Raw genomic sequence first — 17,632 nt, forward strand, 5'->3', positions numbered from 1 at the left:
CTGGAGCACACCACTCGTGACCGAGAACATCGATCCCACCGTCAACTGGTCGTTCGAGACCAAGCAGATCCACGCCGGGCAGACGTCCGACGCAACCACCAAGGCGCGGGCGCTGCCGATCTACCAGACCACCTCGTACACGTTCGACAGCACCGATCACGCTGCCGCGCTGTTCGGTCTGGCCGAGCCGGGCAACATCTACACCCGCATCATGAACCCCACACAGGACGCGGTCGAGCAGCGCATCGCCGCCCTCGAAGGCGGCGTCGCCGCGCTGCTGCTGTCGTCCGGGCAGGCGGCGGAAACCTTTGCGGTGCTGAACCTCGCGGAGGTGGGCGACCACATCGTCTCCAGCCCGTACCTGTACGGCGGCACCTACAACCTTTTCCACTACACGCTGCCCAAGCTCGGCATCGAGGTCTCGTTCGTCGAGGACCCCGACGACCTCGAGCAGTGGCGCAGCGCCGTCCGCCCGAACACGAAGGCGTTCTACGGTGAGACGATCGCCAACCCGAAGAATCACATCCTGGACATCCCCGGAATCTCGAAGGTCGGCCACGACAACGGGATCCCGCTGATCGTCGACAACACGGTGGCCACACCGTACCTGCTGCAGCCGTTGAAGCACGGCGCGGACATCGTGGTGCACTCGGCCACCAAGTACCTCGGCGGTCACGGCACGGCAATCGCCGGGGTCATCGTCGACGGCGGCACGTTCGACTGGACCCAGGGGCGCCACAGCAATTTCACCACCCCGGACCCGAGCTACCACGGTGTCGTCTTCGCGGACCTCGGCGCTCCGGCCTACGCGCTGAAGGCGCGCGTGCAGTTGCTGCGCGACCTCGGTTCCGCGGTCGCCCCCTTCAACGCGTTCCTCATCGCGCAGGGCATCGAGACCCTCAGCCTGCGCGTGGAGCGGCACGTCGCCAACGCCCAGAAGGTGGCCGAGTTCCTCGAGGCGCGCCCGGAGGTGACGTCCGTGGCGTACGCGGGTCTGCCGTCCTCGCAGTGGCACGAGCGCGCACAGCAGCTCACCCCGAAGGGTCCGGGTGCGATCGTGACGTTCGAACTGGCCGGCGGTGTCGATGCCGGCAAGAAGTTCGTCAACGCGCTCACCCTGCACAGCCACGTCGCGAACATCGGCGACGTGCGCTCGCTGGTGATCCACCCGGCGTCGACGACGCACTCGCAGCTCACCCCGGAGGAGCAGCTCGCCGCCGGTGTGACTCCCGGACTGGTCCGGCTCGCCGTCGGCATCGAGGGTATCGACGACATCCTCGCCGACCTCGAGACCGGATTCGCCGCAGCCGCACTCTGATCCGATGCCGGGAGGCCGAGGCGCGCGCCTCGGCCTCCCGGCGCTTTCAGATCATGGCGCGCATCATCCCCTGCGGTTCACCGCCGAGTTGGGTGAGCGCGCTCGCATGATTGGTCGGTCCGGGCACGTGGACCGCGTGGGCCAGACCGGCGTGCGCGTCCCGCCAGAAGCGCTGCATCGGAGTCTTGTAGTGCAACGCGCCGCCGCCGGCGCGCGCGAAGATCTCGTCCACGGCACGCACCGCGCGCCAGGCCGCGGCGATCTGGGTGCGGCGTCCGATCGCACGCTCCTCGAACGTGATCTCCTTGCCCGCGTCGACCTTGTCGTAGAACCGGTCTGCGGTCTCGATGAGGGAGACCCGCGACGCATTGATCTCGGCGGCGGACTCCCCGATCGCGCTGAGCACGTAGGGATCCTCCTTGATCTTCTGCCCCGTGATGGCGACGCGGTCCTTCTGCACCGCGATGTGACAGGCCAGCGCGCCCTCGGTGATGCCGATGACGGCGGCGGTGATGCCGAGCGGGAACATGCACGAATACGGCATGTTGAACAACGGCTCCGGCCTGCCCGCCTCCTTCTGCGCACGCCCGTCCATCACCTTCGCCGCGCTCAACGTCCGGTAGCCCGGGACGAACGCACCGTCGACGATCAGGTCCTTGCTTCCGGTTCCGCGTAGTCCGATGACGTCCCACGTGTCCTCGACGATCTCATAGTCGGTGCGCGGCAGAATCACGTGCAGAGACGAGGGTGGCATCGCGATGCCACCCTCGCCGTCACCGACCATCGCCCCGAGGAAGGCCCACTGACAGTGGTCGGTTCCGGACGAGAACGACCACCGCCCCTTCAGGACGTACCCGCCGTCGACCGGTGTCGCGACACCCATGGGCGCATACGGGGACGCCATCCACGTGTCGTTGTCCTCGCCCCAGATCTCCTCCTGCACCTGTGGGTCGGCGAACGCCAGTTCCCACGGGTGCACGCCGACGATCCCGGTGACCCATCCGCTCGCACCGTCGAGTGCGGCGACTCCCATGACGGTCTCGGCGAACTCGCGGGGGTGGACCTCGTAGCCGCCGTAGAGCTTGGGCTGCAGCAATCGGATCGCCCCGGAGTCGCGCAGGAGGCCTGCGGCGGTGTCGGTGAGCCGGCAGTCCGCCTCCGACCGGACGGCCTGCCCGCGAATCTCCTCGGCGACGCCTTCGATTCTGTCGAGAACCTGACCCATCGGGACTCCCTTCCTCCGCGAGTAGAACACGTTCTAGTCAATATAGCGCCGGGGTGGCAATTCCGAGCCGATCCGCACCTCACGCTTGAAAGTTCGCCATACCTAAATCTATAGTGCGGAGATACGAATCAGCAGGTAGATCGACAGACCACGACCAGGAGCTCCGTGAGCATCGAGGCACCCCGCCCTCTCCTCCCGCGCCGCACACCCCGCAAGGGCAGCCTTCGAACGGTCGCGCTCCTCGGGCCCGCTTTCGTGGCGGCCATCGCGTACGTCGACCCCGGAAACGTGGCCGCCAACCTCACCGCGGGCGCGAAGTACGGGTACCTGCTCGTCTGGGTCCTTGTGCTCGCCAATGCCATGGCCGTGCTGGTGCAGTACCTGTCCGCGAAACTCGGGCTGGTCACCGGCAAATCACTGCCCGAGATGCTGGGGACCCGCCTGCGGACCGGGAACCGCCGCGCGTTCTGGCTGCAGGCGGAGGCGATGGCGATCGCCACCGACCTCGCCGAGGTGATCGGCGGCGCGATCGCACTCAATCTCCTGTTCGGCGTTCCACTCTTCGTCGGAGGCCTGATCACGGGCGTCGTGTCGATGGGCATCCTGTCGATCCAGAGCCGCCGCGGTCAGCGGACGTTCGAGTTCGTCGTGATGGGACTCCTGACGATCATCACCGTCGGGTTCCTCACCGGACTCGCGTTCACCGACGTGTCGGGCACGGACGCGCTCGCCGGACTCGTGCCGCGTTTCGAGGGCACCGAGACGGTGCTGCTCGCCGCGAGCATGCTCGGCGCCACCGTGATGCCGCACGCGATCTACCTGCACTCCGCCCTCGCCCGCGACCGGCACGGGAACGACCTGGAAGGACCCCGCCTCGCGCGACTGCTACGGGTGACGAAGTGGGACGTGGTCGGTGCGCTGATCGTGGCGGGCGCGGTGAACATCGGCATGTTGCTGCTCGCCGCCTCGGCCCTGCGCGGCATCCCCGGCACCGATTCGATCGACGGGGCGCACGCCGCCATCCAGAGTTCGCTCGGCCCCACCGTCGCCGTCATCTTCGCCGTCGGACTGCTGGCTTCCGGCCTGGCGTCCACGTCGATCGGCTGCGCCGCCGGCTCCGAGATCATGTACGGCCTGCTGTCGATGCGCATCCCGCTGCTGCTGCGCCGGGTGGTCACCCTGATCCCGGCGCTGGTCGTGCTGGCGGTCGGGGTGGATCCCACGTTCGCGCTCGTCCTCAGTCAGGTGGTTCTCAGCCTGTGCATCCCGTTCGCGGTGATCCCACTCGTGCGGATGACGTCGAGTCGCGACCTGATGGGCGTCCACCGCAACGCGACGGCCACCACGGTCGCCGCCTGGGTGGCGGCGTCGCTGATCGTCGTGCTCAACGTGTCGCTGCTGTGGCTGACGTTCACGGGGTCGGCCTGATCACTCGTGCCGCGGCGCACCGGACACGACGCGGTGCAGCGCCTGCAGGTCCTCGGACAGCATCCGGAACATCCAGTAGGCCCCGACGAACGCGACGACGCTGCCGACGCACAGGACGCGGAGCGCGACGATCACCCGGGGCAGGTCTTCCGGGGGAATGAACGTGGCCCCCGCGATCCCGAGCAGTGGCACGGCGGCCGCCGCGGCGAGGAAGAGCGTGCTGCGCCGCCCGAGCCGTCGCAGCATCCGGGCGTCCGAGGCACTGATCTCGCCGTGCCGCAGAAACACCGGGTAGAGGCAGCGGACGGCGTAGAAGTTCACGAAGAAGAACGGGTAGACCACCGCGATCGCTCCGCACACGAGCTGTGATGCAGTGAAGTGGACGACCGTGTTCCACGGAACCTCACTGCCGCTCACCTCCAGCGTGATCGGCACGACGAGGCCGCTGACCACCCAGAGACCGAGGCAGAGCAGTGCACACCGCTGGCCGAGCAGCAGGGTGTCCCGGCGCGCCCGGGCGAGCTGGGCGCCGGTGTAGACCCGCCTTCGGCGCAGCCCGCCGGCCACCATCGTCAGGTAGAGCACCATCGACAGCGTGCCCACGGCTCCGATGAGGAACGCGACCGTGTAGTCGATCCGGGTGATCCGCTCGAAGTTCTCCTGCGCGGCGGGCGGCAGCTTGCTGATGATCAGGGTGCTGTTGTGCTGGTAGCTGTAGAGGATCGCCAGCAGATTGGGAACTGCGATGGCCAGGAACATGATCGGGTGCGTCCACCGCCGCATCCGCAGCCGCCAGCTTCCCGGCGGCGGATCGACCAGATCGCGGGCGTGCGCGTCGAGGCAGACGTCGAGTTGCTGGGCGAGTTCGGCACCGGAGGAGAACCGATCCTTCGGTGCCGGCGCCAGCGATGTGAGCAGCACTCGCCGCAGCGCGTTCGGGCAGTCGGCGGGCAGCGAGTCGGCTGCCGGTTCGTCCGGTCCGCGCCGCCGCGCGAGCATGGCGTCGAGTGTGGTGCGGTCGCCGGGCGGGTGGGAGTGCAGTTCGGCGTCGCTGTCGTCGAAAGGTCTTCTGCCGGTCAGCAACTCCCACAGGACGACCGCGAGCGAATACAGATCGCTGCGGGTGTCGAGATCGCCGGGTGCGCCCGGCCGGTCCGGGTGGATCGCCTCGAGCTGTTCCGGCGACATGTAGGCCAGCGAGCCGCCGAAGTACGCCACCGGGCTGGCACCCGCGATGTTCCCGCTGAAACTGATGTTGAAGTCGGCGAGCTTCGGGACGCCCTCGGCCGTCAGCAGCACGTTCGCCGGTTTGACGTCGCGGTGGAGCACGCCGTGCCTGCCGGCGTAATCGAGCGCCTGCGCCAGCCGGCGGCCGAGCCAGGCCACCGTCTCGGGCCAGGTCAGCGTCGCGATCTCCTGACGAACGGCGGATTCGCTGGGCCGGATCTCGCCCCTGCCCACCAGGGCCCGGTCGATCGCATCCAGCAGCACGGCGCCGCTGCGCGAGTCCGGCGGCGTCTCACGTACCCGGCCGACCACGTCGAGCAGGGTTCCCCCCGGCACGTACTGCATGTACAGCAGTCGCAGGTCGCGGCCCGCGAGGAGTCGTTGATCGAAGACCCGGACGATGTAGTCGTGGTCGAACTGGGCCAGGGTCTGCGGCTCGGTGCCGCGGTCCTGTGAGATCTTCACCGCGACCAGTCTCTGCAGCGACCGCTGCCGGGCGAGGAACACCCGCGCGAACGCGCCCCGGCCGAGACCGGTCATGAGGTCGAAGTCGTCGATCCGCTGGCCCACCTCGAGATCGTCGAGGGTGGCTACGCTCCCCGCATACACCGTCGGGGTCTTCTCGCCGTGGTGGAGCGAGGTGCTCTGGTACTCGCCGGTGCCGAGTAGTTCGTCGAGCTGACCGGCCTGGCCCGGAAAGTTCTGGGTGTATTCGCTCGCCTCGACCGATTCCCCGCTGCGCCGCCGGATGTGGAATTCCTCGTACAGCAGGTCCGGCGGCAACGGCCACCGCCGCAGTTCGGGCAGCTCCTCACAGTATTGGGCGAGCCGCTTCGGGTGGTCGCCGCGCAGCCAGCGGTTCTCCAGGTCGACCTTGACCAGTTCGACGAGCGTGACGCGGCGGAGCGCGGGTGAGGTGGGCAGATACGCGACCAGATCGGGCGCGGACGACGAGGACTCCCAGGCACTGGCGAAGCGCGCGACGGCGTCGCCGACCGCTGTGTCCGACACCCAGGCCTGCTCGGAAGCGGCCGGTGAACCTCGCCGGGAGGGCATGAAAGCCATGGTAGCTGGCCACGCCCGGCGGACTACTGCAGTTCCGACACCGGGGTCGACGGGTCGATGGTGACGCCGATCCGCGCCAGATTGCCGTGCAGCACTTGCCAGATCGACACCTCGAGGAACTCGGCCAGCTCGTCGCTGCCGAGCGCCGGCTGCGGGTTGCTCAGCCACCGGTTGACGCTGGCATCCACGAGCCCCACCAAACCGAAGGCCAGCGACTCGGCCAGATCCGAATTGCCGGCCACCGTGTCGAGGACCGTCGCGATCAACCCCGACAGCTGGAGTGCGATCGCGGTCTTCGTTCCCGTCACCACACGCGAGCCGGTGGTGCGCCTGCTCGGCGATCCGGTGCCGAGGAATTGGTGGAGCCGTGGATATTCCACGATCCACCTCAGGTATGTCTCGACCGCGCGCGCGATCGCCTCGCCCACGGTCCCCTCCGGTGTCAACGTGGGGGCGAGGTCCGCCATCAGCCGTTCGATGATGCGACCGCGCAACTGCTCGTCGAGGTCGCCGCGATCGGTGAAGATCCGGTAGACCACCGACCGCGGCACGTCGGCGCGGTTCGCGATCTGCTGGACGCCCACGTCGGGACCGCCCTCGTTGATGGCGTCCATCGCGGCTTCGAGAATCCGGCTTCGGCGTTCCGCCTTGTGGTCCTCCCAGCGCGTGGCGCGGCCGTCGCCCTGGGGCGACGCGGCGGTTTCCACTTTGTCCGGCATCACGCACACGTTACCCATCCGACTGTTGACTGGACAGTCTGTCTCACATACTTTGGTGAGACAGGGTGTCACACACATATTTCTCCGGACTCAGGGAGCCGCAATGGGTAACAGGGTGTTCGTCGTCGGCGTCGGGATGACGAAGTTCGAGAAGCCGGGTGCACGCGAGTGGGACTACCCCGACATGGCGCGCGAGGCAGGCGGCAGGGCACTCGAGGACGCCGGGATCGAGTACGCGCTCGTGGAGCAGGCGTACGTCGGATACGTGTACGGCGAGTCCACGTCGGGACAGCGGGCGGTGTACGAACTCGGCCTCACCGGCATTCCCATCGTGAACGTCAACAACAACTGTTCGACGGGGTCGACCGCGCTCTTCCTCGCCACGCAGGCGGTCCGGAGCGGTCAGGTGGACTGCGCACTCGCGCTGGGCTTCGAGAAGATGCAGGCCGGTTCGCTCGGGTCCACGTACGACGACCGGGAACAGCCGATGATGCGCCATCTCCTCGCGCTCGCCGAACTCCAGGAGTTCGCGATGCCGCCTGCCCCGTACATGTTCGGCGCCGCAGGCAAGGAACACATGGAACGCTTCGGGACCACGGCGGAACAGTTCGCCAAGATCGGCGTGAAGAACCACCGCCACTCACAGAACAACCCGTACGCCCAGTTCCAGGACGAGTACACGCTCGACGAGATCCTCGGCTCGAAGCCGATCTACGGGCCCCTCACCAAACTGCAGTGCTCCCCCACCTCGGACGGCTCCGGTGCCGTCGTCGTCGTGAGCGAGGAGTTCGTCGACAAGCACGACCTCGCCGGGCAGGCCGTGGAGATCGTCGGCCAGTCCATGGTCACCGACCTCCCGAGCACGTTCGAGGACCGGAGCGCGATCAGCCTGGTCGGCGCGGACATGACCCGCACGGCCGCGGCCCGCGTGTACGAACAGGCGGGCATCGGACCGGACGACATCGACGTCATCGAGCTCCACGACTGCTTCTCCACCAACGAACTGCTGACCTACGAGGCGCTCGGGCTGTGCGGCGAGGGCGAGGGCGGCAAACTCGTCGACAACGACGACACCACGTACGGCGGCCGCTGGGTGGTCAACCCGTCCGGTGGTCTCATCTCCAAGGGCCACCCGCTCGGCGCCACCGGACTCGCCCAGTGCAGCGAACTCACCTGGCAACTACGCGGCACGGCCGACAAGCGGCAGGTCGACGGCGCCGCGGTCGCCCTCCAGCACAACATCGGCCTCGGTGGCGCCGTCGTCGTCACCGCCTACCGCGCGCTCTGATCCTCCTTTCTCACCATTCTTTTCACCTCGAAACACCAGGAGTACACCATGGCTTCCGTTTCCGTCGCAGCGTCCCTGCCCGCCTCCCCCGACAAGGCGTGGGACGCGCTCTCCGACCTGTCCCGCTGGGAAGAGTGGCTCACCATCCACCAGTCCTGGAAGAGCGAGATCCCCGCCCAGGTGGCACTCGGATCGAAGTTCACCGAGGTCGTCTCCGTGATGGGTATGGCCAACAAGATCGAGTGGACCGTCACCGAGGTGCAGGTCCCCGAGATGGTGAAGATCTCCGGCACCGGCATGGCCGGGGTCACCGTCGAATTCACGCTGAAGGTCGAGCCGGACGGCGCCGGATCCACGGCGATCATCGATGCGAGTTTCACCGGCACGATGATCGTCGGCCCCATCGGCAAGGCCGTCGCCAAGAACGCCAAGGCGGATCTGGAGGCCTCCCTGGCCGGGTTCGCCGACATGGTGGGCTGATCCGCATGACCACCCCCACAGTCGAATTCGATACGAGCGGCGTCGGCCAGTGGACGGATCCGCAGCGGTTCGAGGTCACCGCCGAGCGCATCGCCGACTACGCCGCGGCCACCAACGATCCCATCGAACGCCATCTCGCCGGCGAGGTCGCGCCCCCGGTGTTCGCCGTGGTCCCCGCGTTCACGTCGATGGCACCGGCGGCACTGTCCGTCGCCCCGGTCGAACTGCTCATGAAGCTCGTGCACGGGGAGCAGGATTTCCACTTCCACCGTCCGATCCGCCCCGGCGACACCCTCGTGGTCCGCGCGAAGCCGATCGGATTCGAGGGCCGGGAGAACGGCTCCACCGTCGTCGTCTACGTCGAAACCACCACGGACACCGGTGAACTGGTCAACGAGCAGTGGATGACCGCGTTCTTCCGCAAGGTCGACGCGGGAGCCGGACTCGGCGAGCAGGCACCCGCGCACCGGTTCGACGAGTCCCTACGGGGACAGGCCCCGGTCGCGTCGATCACCCAGCACATCGACGAGGACCAGACGTTCCGGTACTCCCCCGCCTCCGGTGATCCGATGCCGATCCACCTGGACGACGAGATCGCCCGGATGTCCGGACTTCCCGGAATCATCAACCACGGCCTGTGCACCATGGCGTTCACCTCGTGGGCGGCGCTCACCGAACTCGCCGACGGCAGGGTCGAACGGCTCCGCCGGCTCGCCGTGCGGTTCGCGAAACCCGTGCTGCCCGGCCAGGACATCGGCACGCAGTTCCGGCAGGTCGCCGAGCCCACGGGCGCGGCAACGCCGTACGCCTACGAGACCACCGTCGGCGACGCACTCGTCATCAAGGACGGCCTCGCCGTCATCGCGGACACCGAAACCTAGGAGCACGCACATGGGAACACTCGACGGACGGGTGGCCATCGTCACCGGCGCCGGACGCGGAATCGGCCGGGAGCACGCACTGCTCTTCGCCCGCGAGGGCGCTGCCGTGGTCGTCAACGACCTCGGCGGCGCGAACGACGGCACCGGCGAGGACGCGGGCCCAGCGCAGCAGGTCGTCGACGAGATCGTCGCCGCGGGCGGCAGGGCAGTCGCGAACACCGACAACGTCGCATCCTGGGACGGCGCCGAAGGACTCGTCGACCAAGCGGTGCGCGAGTTCGGCCGACTCGACGTCCTCGTCAACAACGCGGGCATCCTGCGGGACGCCTTCATCGCGGGCATGACCGAAAGCCAGTGGGACGCCGTCATCGCCGTGCATCTCAAGGGACACGCCGCCACCCTGCACCACGCGGCGGCGTACTGGAAGGCGCAGACCAAAGCGGGCGCGACCGTGAACGCGTCCGTGATCAACACCGCGTCCGCGTCGGGCACGTTCATGCCCAACGCGGGCCAGGGCAACTACGGCGCCGCGAAGGCGGGCATCGCCGCACTCACCCTGGTCGCCGCGGACGAACTCGAACGCTATGGCGTCCGGGTCAACGCGATCGCCCCGATCGCCCGCACCCGGCTCACGCTGGCCACCCCGGGCATGGGCGCGCTGTTCGCCGAGGAGGTGCCGGAGGGCGAGTTCGACGCGTTCAGCCCCGCCAACATCTCTCCGCTCGTCGCGCGTCTCGCCGACGCGAACTGCAAGATCACCGGCAAGGTGTTCGCCGTGCAGGGCGGGGCCATCTCCGAGCTCGCCGGCTGGCACGACGTCACGACCATCGAGAGCGACGGCCCATGGACCGTCGCCGACCTCGCCGACCGGCTCGGCTGAAGGGCCCCGACATGGCCAAGAACACGTACGAGCTCGGGCTCGGGCTCACCGAGGAACACCGGGCCCTCGCCGACTCGGTCCGCGCATTCGCCGAACGCACCATCACCGCGGATCGCGTCCGGTCCGCGGTCGAGTCCACGAGCGAGGACAAGTTCCCGCCGTTCTGGGATGCACTCGTCGGTCAGGACCTGCTGGGACTGCACATCCCCGAGGACAAGGGCGGTCACGGCGCCGGGCTCCTCACGGTGGCGGTGGCTCTCGAAGCCCTGGGGCGGACGGCCGCTCCTGGCCCGTTCGTCCCGACAGCGCTGTCCGCCGCGCTCGTGGCGGCCGCGGATTCCAAGGTCGGCATCGAGCTGATGCCGGGACTCCTCGACGGATCACACACCGCCGCAGTCGCGTTGGGCCGCCCACTCGACGCGTCGGCGCACGAGGGCGGATACCGTGTCACCGGGGTCGCCGACGCCGTCCTCGGCGGCGAACACGCCGACCTCCTGCTTCTCCCGATCACCACCGGCGACGACGTCCGCTGGGCCGTCGTCGATTCCGCGGATGTCACCGTCACGGTGCAGGACAGCATCGACGTGCTCCGCGGTTCGGCACGGATCACCGCCGACGCCGTTCAGGTGGGCTCCGACCGGATCCTCGACGGGCTCGGCGAGCAGCGTGTCCGGTCCCTCGCCACCGTCGTCCTCGGTGCCGAGGCGATCGGCGTGATGTCGTGGTGCGTGTCCACCGCATCCGAATACGCGAAGACACGGGTGCAGTTCGGGCGCCCGATCGGCCAGTTCCAGGGCGTCAAGCACAAGTGCGCCCACATGGGCATCGCACTGGAGAAGGCGCGCGCGGTGCTGTGGGACGCCGCGTCCGCCCTCGACAACGGCGACGACACCGCCGATTTCGCCGCGGACATCGCCGCCGTCGTCGTCCCCGATGCCGCAGTGCAGTGCGCACAGGACTGCATCCAGGTCCACGGCGGCATCGGATTCACCTGGGAGCACGACGCACACCTGTACTACCGCCGGGCGCTGGCCATCCGGGGGCTGCTCGGCACCCGCGAGGAGCGGGCCACTCGGGTGGCCGACCAGTCCCTCGCAGGCACCGCCCGCACCTCCGAATTGGAACTGCCGGACGACGCCGAGGCGATCCGCACCCTGGTGCGGGCGGAACTCGCCCCGCTGGTGGGCCTCGACGAGGACGACCAGTTGATCGCCCTCGGCGACGGCGGCTGGGTGCAGCCGCACCTGCCGAAGCCGTACGGGCGCAGCGCGTCCCCGCTCGAGCAGATCGTCATCGCCCAGGAGATCACGGCGGCGGGAATTCCGATGCCGCAGCTGCTGATGGGCGGCTGGGCGGTGCAGGCCGTCGTCGCCCACGGCACGGACGCGCAGAAACGGGATCTCGCCGTCCCCACGCTGCGCGGAGATCTCGTGTGGTGCCAGCTGTTCAGCGAACCCGGGGCCGGTTCCGACCTGGCGTCGCTGACCACCAAGGCGGAGAAGGTCGACGGCGGTTGGACGGTGACCGGCCAGAAGATCTGGACCACGGTGGCGCAGTTCTCCGACTGGGCGATGCTGATCGCCCGCACCGACCCGTCCAGGCCGAAACACGAGGGCATCACGTACTTCGTGCTGGACATGTCGACGCCGGGGGTGACCGTCCGGCCGCTGCGCGAGATGACCGGGTCGGCCCTGTTCAACGAGGTCTTCCTCGACGACGTGTTCATCCCAGACGAGAACGTGGTCGGGACCGTGAACGACGGGTGGAACGTGGCCCGCACGACCCTCGCGGGCGAGCGGGTGGCCCTGAGTCAGAAGATGGAGGCCTACGCCACCGACAAGGATCTGCTGCTGTTCGCCCGCGGCCGTGACCTCGGCCCGCTGGCACGCTTCCGTGTCGGCGAATTGGTGGCCGAGAGCCAGGCCATCGATCTGATCGGTTCACGGATCGTGCTGAAGCAACTGTCGGGGGCGGACGTGAGCACCACGTCGAGCGTCGGGAAACTGCTGGGCATGGGGCTCGGGCAGTCGATCGCCGAATTCGTCGTCGCCGAACTGGGGGCGGCGGGCGCCGTGAGCATTCCCGGGGAGCCGAGCGACAAGGCGATGGAGCAGCTGATCGCCGGCCGCGCCACCACCATCTACGGCGGCACCACCGAGGTGCAGCTCAACGTGATCGGGGAACGCATGCTCGGACTGCCCCGCGACGCGCAGGGGGTGTCGTGACCGGCGGGCCGCTGAGCGGGCTGACCGTCGTCGAGATCGCGAGCCTCGCGCCCGCCCCGTTCGGGTGCATGATCCTCGCCGACCTCGGCGCGGACGTGATCCGCGTCGAACGGGCCGGCGACGGCGGCAGCGGGCTGATGGCGCCGTCGGGGGTGCTCGACCGCGGACGGCGGTCGATCGCGGTGAACCTGCGGACCCCGGAGGGGCTGGGGGCCGTTCTGAGACTCGTCGAAACAGCCGACATCCTCGTCGAGGGTTTCCGGCCCGGCGTCGCGGAACGCCTGGGCATCGGCCCCGACGACTGCCTGTCCCGCAACCCCGGCCTGATCTACGGGCGGATGACCGGCTGGGGCCAGGACGGACCCCTCGCACCGCGGGCCGGGCACGACATCAACTACATCGCGCTCGCCGGCGCGCTCGAACCCATCGGGCGCGCCGGCGAGCGGCCGGTGCCGCCGCTGAACCTGTTGGGCGACTTCGGCGGTGGCGGCCTGATGCTGGCGATGGGGATCCTGGCCGCGCTGCACGAGCGTTCCCGGTCGGGCCGTGGGCAGGTGGTGGACGCGTCGATGGTCGACGGCGCGGCACTGCTGACGGCGTTCGTCCACGGCATGAACGCCGCCGGGCTGTGGCAGGAAGGTCGCGGGCAGAACGTCCTCGACGGGGCCGCCGCGTTCTACGACACCTACGCGTGCGCCGACGGTCTGCACGTGGCGGTCGGGTGCGTCGAACCGCACTTCTACGGTGAACTCCTCGACGTGCTGGGGTTGAGCGGCGAGGATCTGCCGTCGCAGTACGACCTCGATGCGGCGCCGGAACTGAAGAAGCGCCTCGCCGACGTGTTCGCGACCCGGCCGCGGGACGACTGGGCGGCCGTCTTCGCCGATTCCGACGCGTGCCTGTCGCCCGTCCTCTCGCCGTGGGAAGCGCACGAGCACCCCCACAACAAGGAACGGGAGACGTTCGTCGAGGTGGGGGGCATCCGCCAGCCCGCACCGGCACCGCGCTTCAGCCGCACCCCGGCGCCCGTTCCCCGCCCGGCCCCGCGGCCCGGGCAGGACACCGATGCGATCCTCGCGCAGGCCGGTTACGACCCGTCGGGGATCGAGCACCTGCGCTCGGCGGGTGCCGTCGAGTAGGTGACGGGGACCTATCCGCGATCGGCGTCCGGCGGGAAGCCGCCGGTCGCGATGGGTCCCCACTCGTCGATCGCGATCCGGATCAGGCTCTTGTTCTGCTTCCGCATGGCGTCCCGGTACTCGTCCCAGTCGGGATGCTCGCCGGAGATGCCGCGGAAGTACTCCACCAGCGGCTCGAGCGCGTCGGGCATGTCCAGCACCTCGGCCGTGCCGTCGATCTGCACGTAGGCGCCGTTGAACTCGTCGGAGAGCACGCACACGCTCACGGCGGGGTCGTGTCGCACGTTCGCCGCCTTGGCGCGCTGCGGGTAGGTGGCGACGACGATCCGGCCTTCCGAGTCGAGTCCCGACGTGACCGGGGAGATCTGCAGGCCGCCGGAGCGCTTCCGGGTGATCAGCACGCTGCGATGGCGCGGACGGACGAAGTCGAGCAACTCTTCCCGCGTGACACGGTCGGCGGTGGCGATGGCCATGGTGCACCTCTCCTCTGCTGCGTTGGTTCTCTCCGGTTCACCATAAGCTCCGCCACAGTCCTCAGACGTCTGAGGACTGTGCTAGCGTCGCCGAATGGCCGGACGTCACACCCTCCGCAGCGGACCGCTGGTTCCCCAGCTCGAGGAACTCCTCACCGCCCGGATCCGTGAAGGCAAATGGGCCCTCGGCAGCCGCATCCCCAGCGAGGCCGAACTGGCCACCGAACTCGGCGTCGGCCGCTCCTCCGTGCGCGAGGCCGTCCGGCTGCTCGCCCGCGACGGCCTGCTCGACGTGCGGCACGGCGTCGGCACGTTCGTCACTGAGCCACCCACGGGCGGTGCGGGACTCGAGAAGCTGCTGCGCCGCGCCCGCCTGCTCGAGGTATACGAGGTACGGCGCGCCCTCGAGATCGAGGCCGCCCGGCTCGCCGCGGAACGCGCACGCCCCGAGGATCTTCGGCGACTACGAGAGCAGCTGTCGGCCCGACACGGCAGCACCACCGAGTCGACCGCCGTCTTCGTCGCGGCCGACCTCGACTTCCACGCCTCGATCCTGGAGATCGCAGGCAACTCGATCCTGTCCGCCCTGTTCGATTCGATCCGGCCGCTGCTCGTCGAAGCGCTGGCCGAACTCGTCGACCACGAACCGGGCAGACCCGACACCAGCTGCGCACACGACGATCTGGTGCGCGCGCTGGAAGCGGGCGATGCCGAGGCGGCTGTCGCCGCCACCGCCGCCAACCTCGATCCGACCATGTCGATACTGCGGAAAGGCGAACATCAGTGACCACCCCGAACTCGGTCGTCAGCACCGAGCACGTCGACCTCGTGCGGAGCGGACGGTATCTGCTCAGCGACATCACCCTCCACATCGAACGCGGACAGCACTGGGTGCTGCTCGGTGCGAACGGTGCGGGAAAGAGCACCCTGCTGAGCATGCTCGGCGCTTTCGCGCACCCGACCCACGGCACCGTCCACGTCCTCGGCCATCAGCTGGGCCGGGTCGACATGCGTGAGTTGCGCGCCCACATCGGGCACGTGAACCCGCGACACCGGATCGACGCGCCGCTGACGGTGCGCGACGTCGTGCTGACCGGTCTCACCAACACACCCGAATTCGTGCCGAGGTGGTCACCGACCGCCGGCCAGGTCGCCCGAGCCGACGAACTGATCGCATCCCTCGGCATGCAGAAGCACGCGGATGCCTTGTGGCCCAACCTGTCCCAGGGAGAACGCGGACGGGCCCTGATCGCGCGGGCGCTCATTTCCGAGCCGCAACTCCTCCTGCTCGACGAGCCCGCCACCGGCCTGGATCTGGCTGCGCGAGAACAACTCCTCACCGCACTCGACGAACTGCGCGTCACGTACCCGAGCCTCGCCAGCATCCTCGTCACCCACCACCTCGAGGAAATCCCGACCACCACCACCCACGCCGTCCTCATCCGCGACGGCCGGGTGATCGCACAGGGCCCCGTCGCGGACGTCCTCACCACCGGCACCATCAGCGAATGCTTCGACCACCCGATCGAGATCACCCGGCAACGCGGCCGGTGGGTCGCGCAGACGCGGGTGCCCGAGGCGGTCGGATAGCCGCCGACGCGGTGCACACTGGTGGGCATGGCACGAGGCGACCACCCTCAGCGCACCCCGTTCTACGGTGTGGTGCTCATCGTCGTCGCACTGGCGGCGGCGATGATCGCGAACCGCACCGCACCCGTCTGGGTGCAGGTACCGGTCTACGTCCTGGCCGTGCTCGCCGCCACGACCGGCTTCGTCATGACCTTCCGCGACCTGTCGTGAGTGGGTAGCTGGCCCGCGCCACAGTTGCAAAGACATTGGCCGGATTCCCACGCAATTGCCTGTGATTCCGGCAAATCCGTCGGCAACTGCGCGGGAGGCGCTACGACCTCACCCGCTCACACGAGCCGACGGAATGCGCGGCCAGCAACTCCTTCGCGCGGCTGCGTGCCACGTTGTACTCGTACCACTCCGACTCACCCCTCACCTGCCGGTCGAGTCGGTACAGGGCGCACGACCGTTCCGGTTCGGGCAGCCGATCGAGAGCGGGAACGGCGTCGACGGACCCGTCCCGCTCGGCAGGCACGATCTCGTGGGCACGATCGGCCCGCCGCAGCAGCGCGTGCACCCGCGCCACCAGCACGCGCATGCTGAACGGCTTGCTCAGGTAGTCGTCGGCGCCCACGCCGAGACCGATCAGCATGTCCGTCTCGTCGGCGCGCGCGGTGAGCATCAGCACCGGCACGGGCCGCGACGCCTGGACACGCCTGCAGACCTCGAGACCGTCGAAACCCCGGCAGCATCACGTCCAGTACCAGCACGTCGGGTGACGAGTCGCACTCCGCGACGGCGGAGGGGCCGTCCGGCGCCGTCACGACGTCGAAGCCCTCCGCACGCAACCGCGCCGCGACCGCGTCGCAGATCGTCGCCTCGTCGTCGACGACGAGCACTCTTCGCTGGCTCCCCGACTGTATTGGGCGGACGTGCGGATCCCCGTCAGAGCTTGTGAAGATTCTGTGCAGGATTGCCCGCGGTTCCGCCGCGGGGTGGGAGATGCGCACCCTGGGGTGCCTGTCGAAAGGCTCGCGTCCGGCGCAAGCTTGGTCTATCAGCCCAGCTAGACACCCCAATCCACTGGAGGCACCCCATCGTCCACACCGCAACCCGCATCGCGATCGGCGCAACCGCCGCCCTCACGTTCTCCCTCGCAGGAGCCGCAGTGATCGTTCTTGCCGGTGGACATACCGACGGGGCTCCGACCCCGAGCTCGGAGGGGGCCATCTCGCAGCAGCAGCCGGCTCCGGCGATCGCGCCGACCCCGGGCCGGGTCGTCGCAGACCCCGGCTACTCGGTGAATCCCGGGTACTCGGCGCCCGGCTATTCGGCCGACACCGAAACGGTGGCACCGGGACCGGGTGTCGTTCCGCCCATCGTGGCGGCACCGCCCATCGTCCGAGCACCGATCGCCCAGCCGCCGGTTGCCCAACCGCCCATCGCTCAACCGCCCATCGCTCAGCCGCCCGTCGTGGTGGACCCGCCTGTCGTCGTCGATCCGCCCGTGGTCGTCGACCCCGTTCACCCGCCGAAGGGTCCGTTCGAAGGACCGGGCCAGGTCGAGCCGGGCGTTCTCGAACCCGAAACCAATCCCTTCCCCGTCGGCGGAGGCCCGAAGCCTGCCCCGCCCGCAGCCCCGCAGTCGCCCGGCGGAGCCGGCGCCGTCGACGGCGGAACCGTCGTCGGCCCCTGATCACCGGAGGAAAGTCACA

The 17,632-nt window shown here is 69.0% G+C and carries 16 protein-coding genes and 1 pseudogene; 12 read left to right on the forward strand and 5 right to left on the reverse strand.

Annotated elements, in window-relative coordinates; translation table 11 throughout:
* Positions 1 to 16: 16 nt before the first annotated feature.
* The gene (locus WKC72_RS35185; protein ID WP_370181096.1) at positions 17 to 1,318 is read left to right on the forward strand and encodes a bifunctional o-acetylhomoserine/o-acetylserine sulfhydrylase; all 1,302 of its coding nucleotides are present in this window, start codon (positions 17 to 19) and stop codon (positions 1,316 to 1,318) included.
* A gap of 46 nt (positions 1,319 to 1,364) precedes the next feature.
* Here the strand turns inward: WKC72_RS35185 and WKC72_RS35190 are convergent, their stop codons facing one another.
* Positions 1,365 to 2,543, reverse strand: a complete 1,179-nt coding sequence (locus tag WKC72_RS35190) for a hydroxylase (RefSeq protein WP_370181097.1) — start codon at positions 2,541 to 2,543, stop codon at positions 1,365 to 1,367.
* Between the two features lie 165 nt (positions 2,544 to 2,708).
* Between WKC72_RS35190 and WKC72_RS35195 the strand changes: the two genes are divergently transcribed.
* Positions 2,709 to 3,971 (forward strand): Nramp family divalent metal transporter, encoded by a 1,263-nt coding sequence (locus WKC72_RS35195; RefSeq protein ID WP_037240985.1) that lies wholly within the window; start codon positions 2,709 to 2,711, stop codon positions 3,969 to 3,971.
* Here the strand turns inward: WKC72_RS35195 and WKC72_RS35200 are convergent, their stop codons facing one another.
* Both WKC72_RS35200 and WKC72_RS35205 read right to left on the reverse strand, forming a co-directional pair.
* Positions 3,972 to 6,263: a serine/threonine-protein kinase gene (locus WKC72_RS35200; protein ID WP_370181098.1), complete on the reverse strand. Its 2,292-nt coding sequence runs from the start codon at positions 6,261 to 6,263 to the stop codon at positions 3,972 to 3,974.
* Between the two features lie 23 nt (positions 6,264 to 6,286).
* Positions 6,287 to 6,982 carry a TetR/AcrR family transcriptional regulator gene (locus WKC72_RS35205; RefSeq protein ID WP_370181099.1) on the reverse strand — a complete coding sequence of 232 codons (696 nt, stop codon included), beginning with the start codon at positions 6,980 to 6,982 and terminating at the stop codon, positions 6,287 to 6,289.
* Between the two features lie 103 nt (positions 6,983 to 7,085).
* Here WKC72_RS35205 and WKC72_RS35210 point away from each other — a divergent pair, with 103 nt between their 5' ends.
* The 6 genes from WKC72_RS35210 to WKC72_RS35235 are packed head-to-tail and all read left to right on the forward strand — an operon-like array spanning position 7,086 to position 13,875.
* Positions 7,086 to 8,270 carry a lipid-transfer protein gene (locus WKC72_RS35210; protein ID WP_370181100.1) on the forward strand — a complete coding sequence of 395 codons (1,185 nt, stop codon included), beginning with the start codon at positions 7,086 to 7,088 and terminating at the stop codon, positions 8,268 to 8,270.
* 48 nt (positions 8,271 to 8,318) lie between these two features.
* Entirely contained in the window at positions 8,319 to 8,750 is a 432-nt protein-coding gene (locus WKC72_RS35215; protein ID WP_370181101.1) for an SRPBCC family protein, read from the forward strand.
* A gap of 5 nt (positions 8,751 to 8,755) precedes the next feature.
* Complete coding sequence (locus WKC72_RS35220; RefSeq protein ID WP_370181102.1) at positions 8,756 to 9,631, forward strand: MaoC/PaaZ C-terminal domain-containing protein; 876 nt, start codon at positions 8,756 to 8,758, stop codon at positions 9,629 to 9,631.
* A gap of 10 nt (positions 9,632 to 9,641) precedes the next feature.
* Positions 9,642 to 10,511: an SDR family oxidoreductase gene (locus WKC72_RS35225; RefSeq protein WP_112301102.1), complete on the forward strand. Its 870-nt coding sequence runs from the start codon at positions 9,642 to 9,644 to the stop codon at positions 10,509 to 10,511.
* Between the two features lie 11 nt (positions 10,512 to 10,522).
* Positions 10,523 to 12,736 (forward strand): acyl-CoA dehydrogenase, encoded by a 2,214-nt coding sequence (locus WKC72_RS35230; RefSeq protein ID WP_370181103.1) that lies wholly within the window; start codon positions 10,523 to 10,525, stop codon positions 12,734 to 12,736.
* Positions 12,733 to 13,875: a CaiB/BaiF CoA transferase family protein gene (locus tag WKC72_RS35235; protein ID WP_370181104.1), complete on the forward strand. Its 1,143-nt coding sequence runs from the start codon at positions 12,733 to 12,735 to the stop codon at positions 13,873 to 13,875. Before WKC72_RS35230 ends, WKC72_RS35235 begins: the two co-directional genes overlap by 4 nt.
* 11 nt (positions 13,876 to 13,886) lie before the next feature.
* Here WKC72_RS35235 and WKC72_RS35240 read toward each other — a convergent pair whose 3' ends face one another.
* The gene (locus WKC72_RS35240) at positions 13,887 to 14,348 is read right to left on the reverse strand and encodes a PPOX class F420-dependent oxidoreductase (RefSeq protein ID WP_370181105.1); all 462 of its coding nucleotides are present in this window, start codon (positions 14,346 to 14,348) and stop codon (positions 13,887 to 13,889) included.
* Positions 14,349 to 14,442: 94 nt separating this feature from the next.
* On the opposite strand from WKC72_RS35240, the gene WKC72_RS35245 reads away from it, so the two are divergent.
* Genes WKC72_RS35245 through WKC72_RS35255 form a run of 3 tightly spaced genes read left to right on the forward strand, consistent with a single transcriptional unit; the run spans position 14,443 to position 16,148 of the window.
* The gene (locus tag WKC72_RS35245) at positions 14,443 to 15,135 is read left to right on the forward strand and encodes a FadR/GntR family transcriptional regulator (protein ID WP_370181106.1); all 693 of its coding nucleotides are present in this window, start codon (positions 14,443 to 14,445) and stop codon (positions 15,133 to 15,135) included.
* Positions 15,132 to 15,938 carry an ABC transporter ATP-binding protein gene (locus WKC72_RS35250; protein WP_037240963.1) on the forward strand — a complete coding sequence of 269 codons (807 nt, stop codon included), beginning with the start codon at positions 15,132 to 15,134 and terminating at the stop codon, positions 15,936 to 15,938. Before WKC72_RS35245 ends, WKC72_RS35250 begins: the two co-directional genes overlap by 4 nt.
* 27 nt (positions 15,939 to 15,965) lie before the next feature.
* Positions 15,966 to 16,148: a hypothetical protein gene (locus WKC72_RS35255; RefSeq protein WP_370181107.1), complete on the forward strand. Its 183-nt coding sequence runs from the start codon at positions 15,966 to 15,968 to the stop codon at positions 16,146 to 16,148.
* Positions 16,149 to 16,248: 100 nt separating this feature from the next.
* Here the strand turns inward: WKC72_RS35255 and WKC72_RS35260 are convergent.
* A pseudogene (locus tag WKC72_RS35260) lies at positions 16,249 to 16,927 on the reverse strand (response regulator transcription factor).
* A 158-nt stretch (positions 16,928 to 17,085) separates the two neighbouring features.
* On the opposite strand from WKC72_RS35260, the gene WKC72_RS35265 reads away from it, so the two are divergent.
* Positions 17,086 to 17,613 (forward strand): hypothetical protein, encoded by a 528-nt coding sequence (locus WKC72_RS35265; RefSeq protein ID WP_370181108.1) that lies wholly within the window; start codon positions 17,086 to 17,088, stop codon positions 17,611 to 17,613.
* Positions 17,614 to 17,632: the final 19 nt, after the last annotated feature.

The sequence above is a fragment of the Rhodococcus wratislaviensis genome (genome assembly GCF_041228765.1).
Classification (GTDB): Bacteria; Actinomycetota; Actinomycetes; order Mycobacteriales; family Mycobacteriaceae; genus Rhodococcus_F; species Rhodococcus_F wratislaviensis.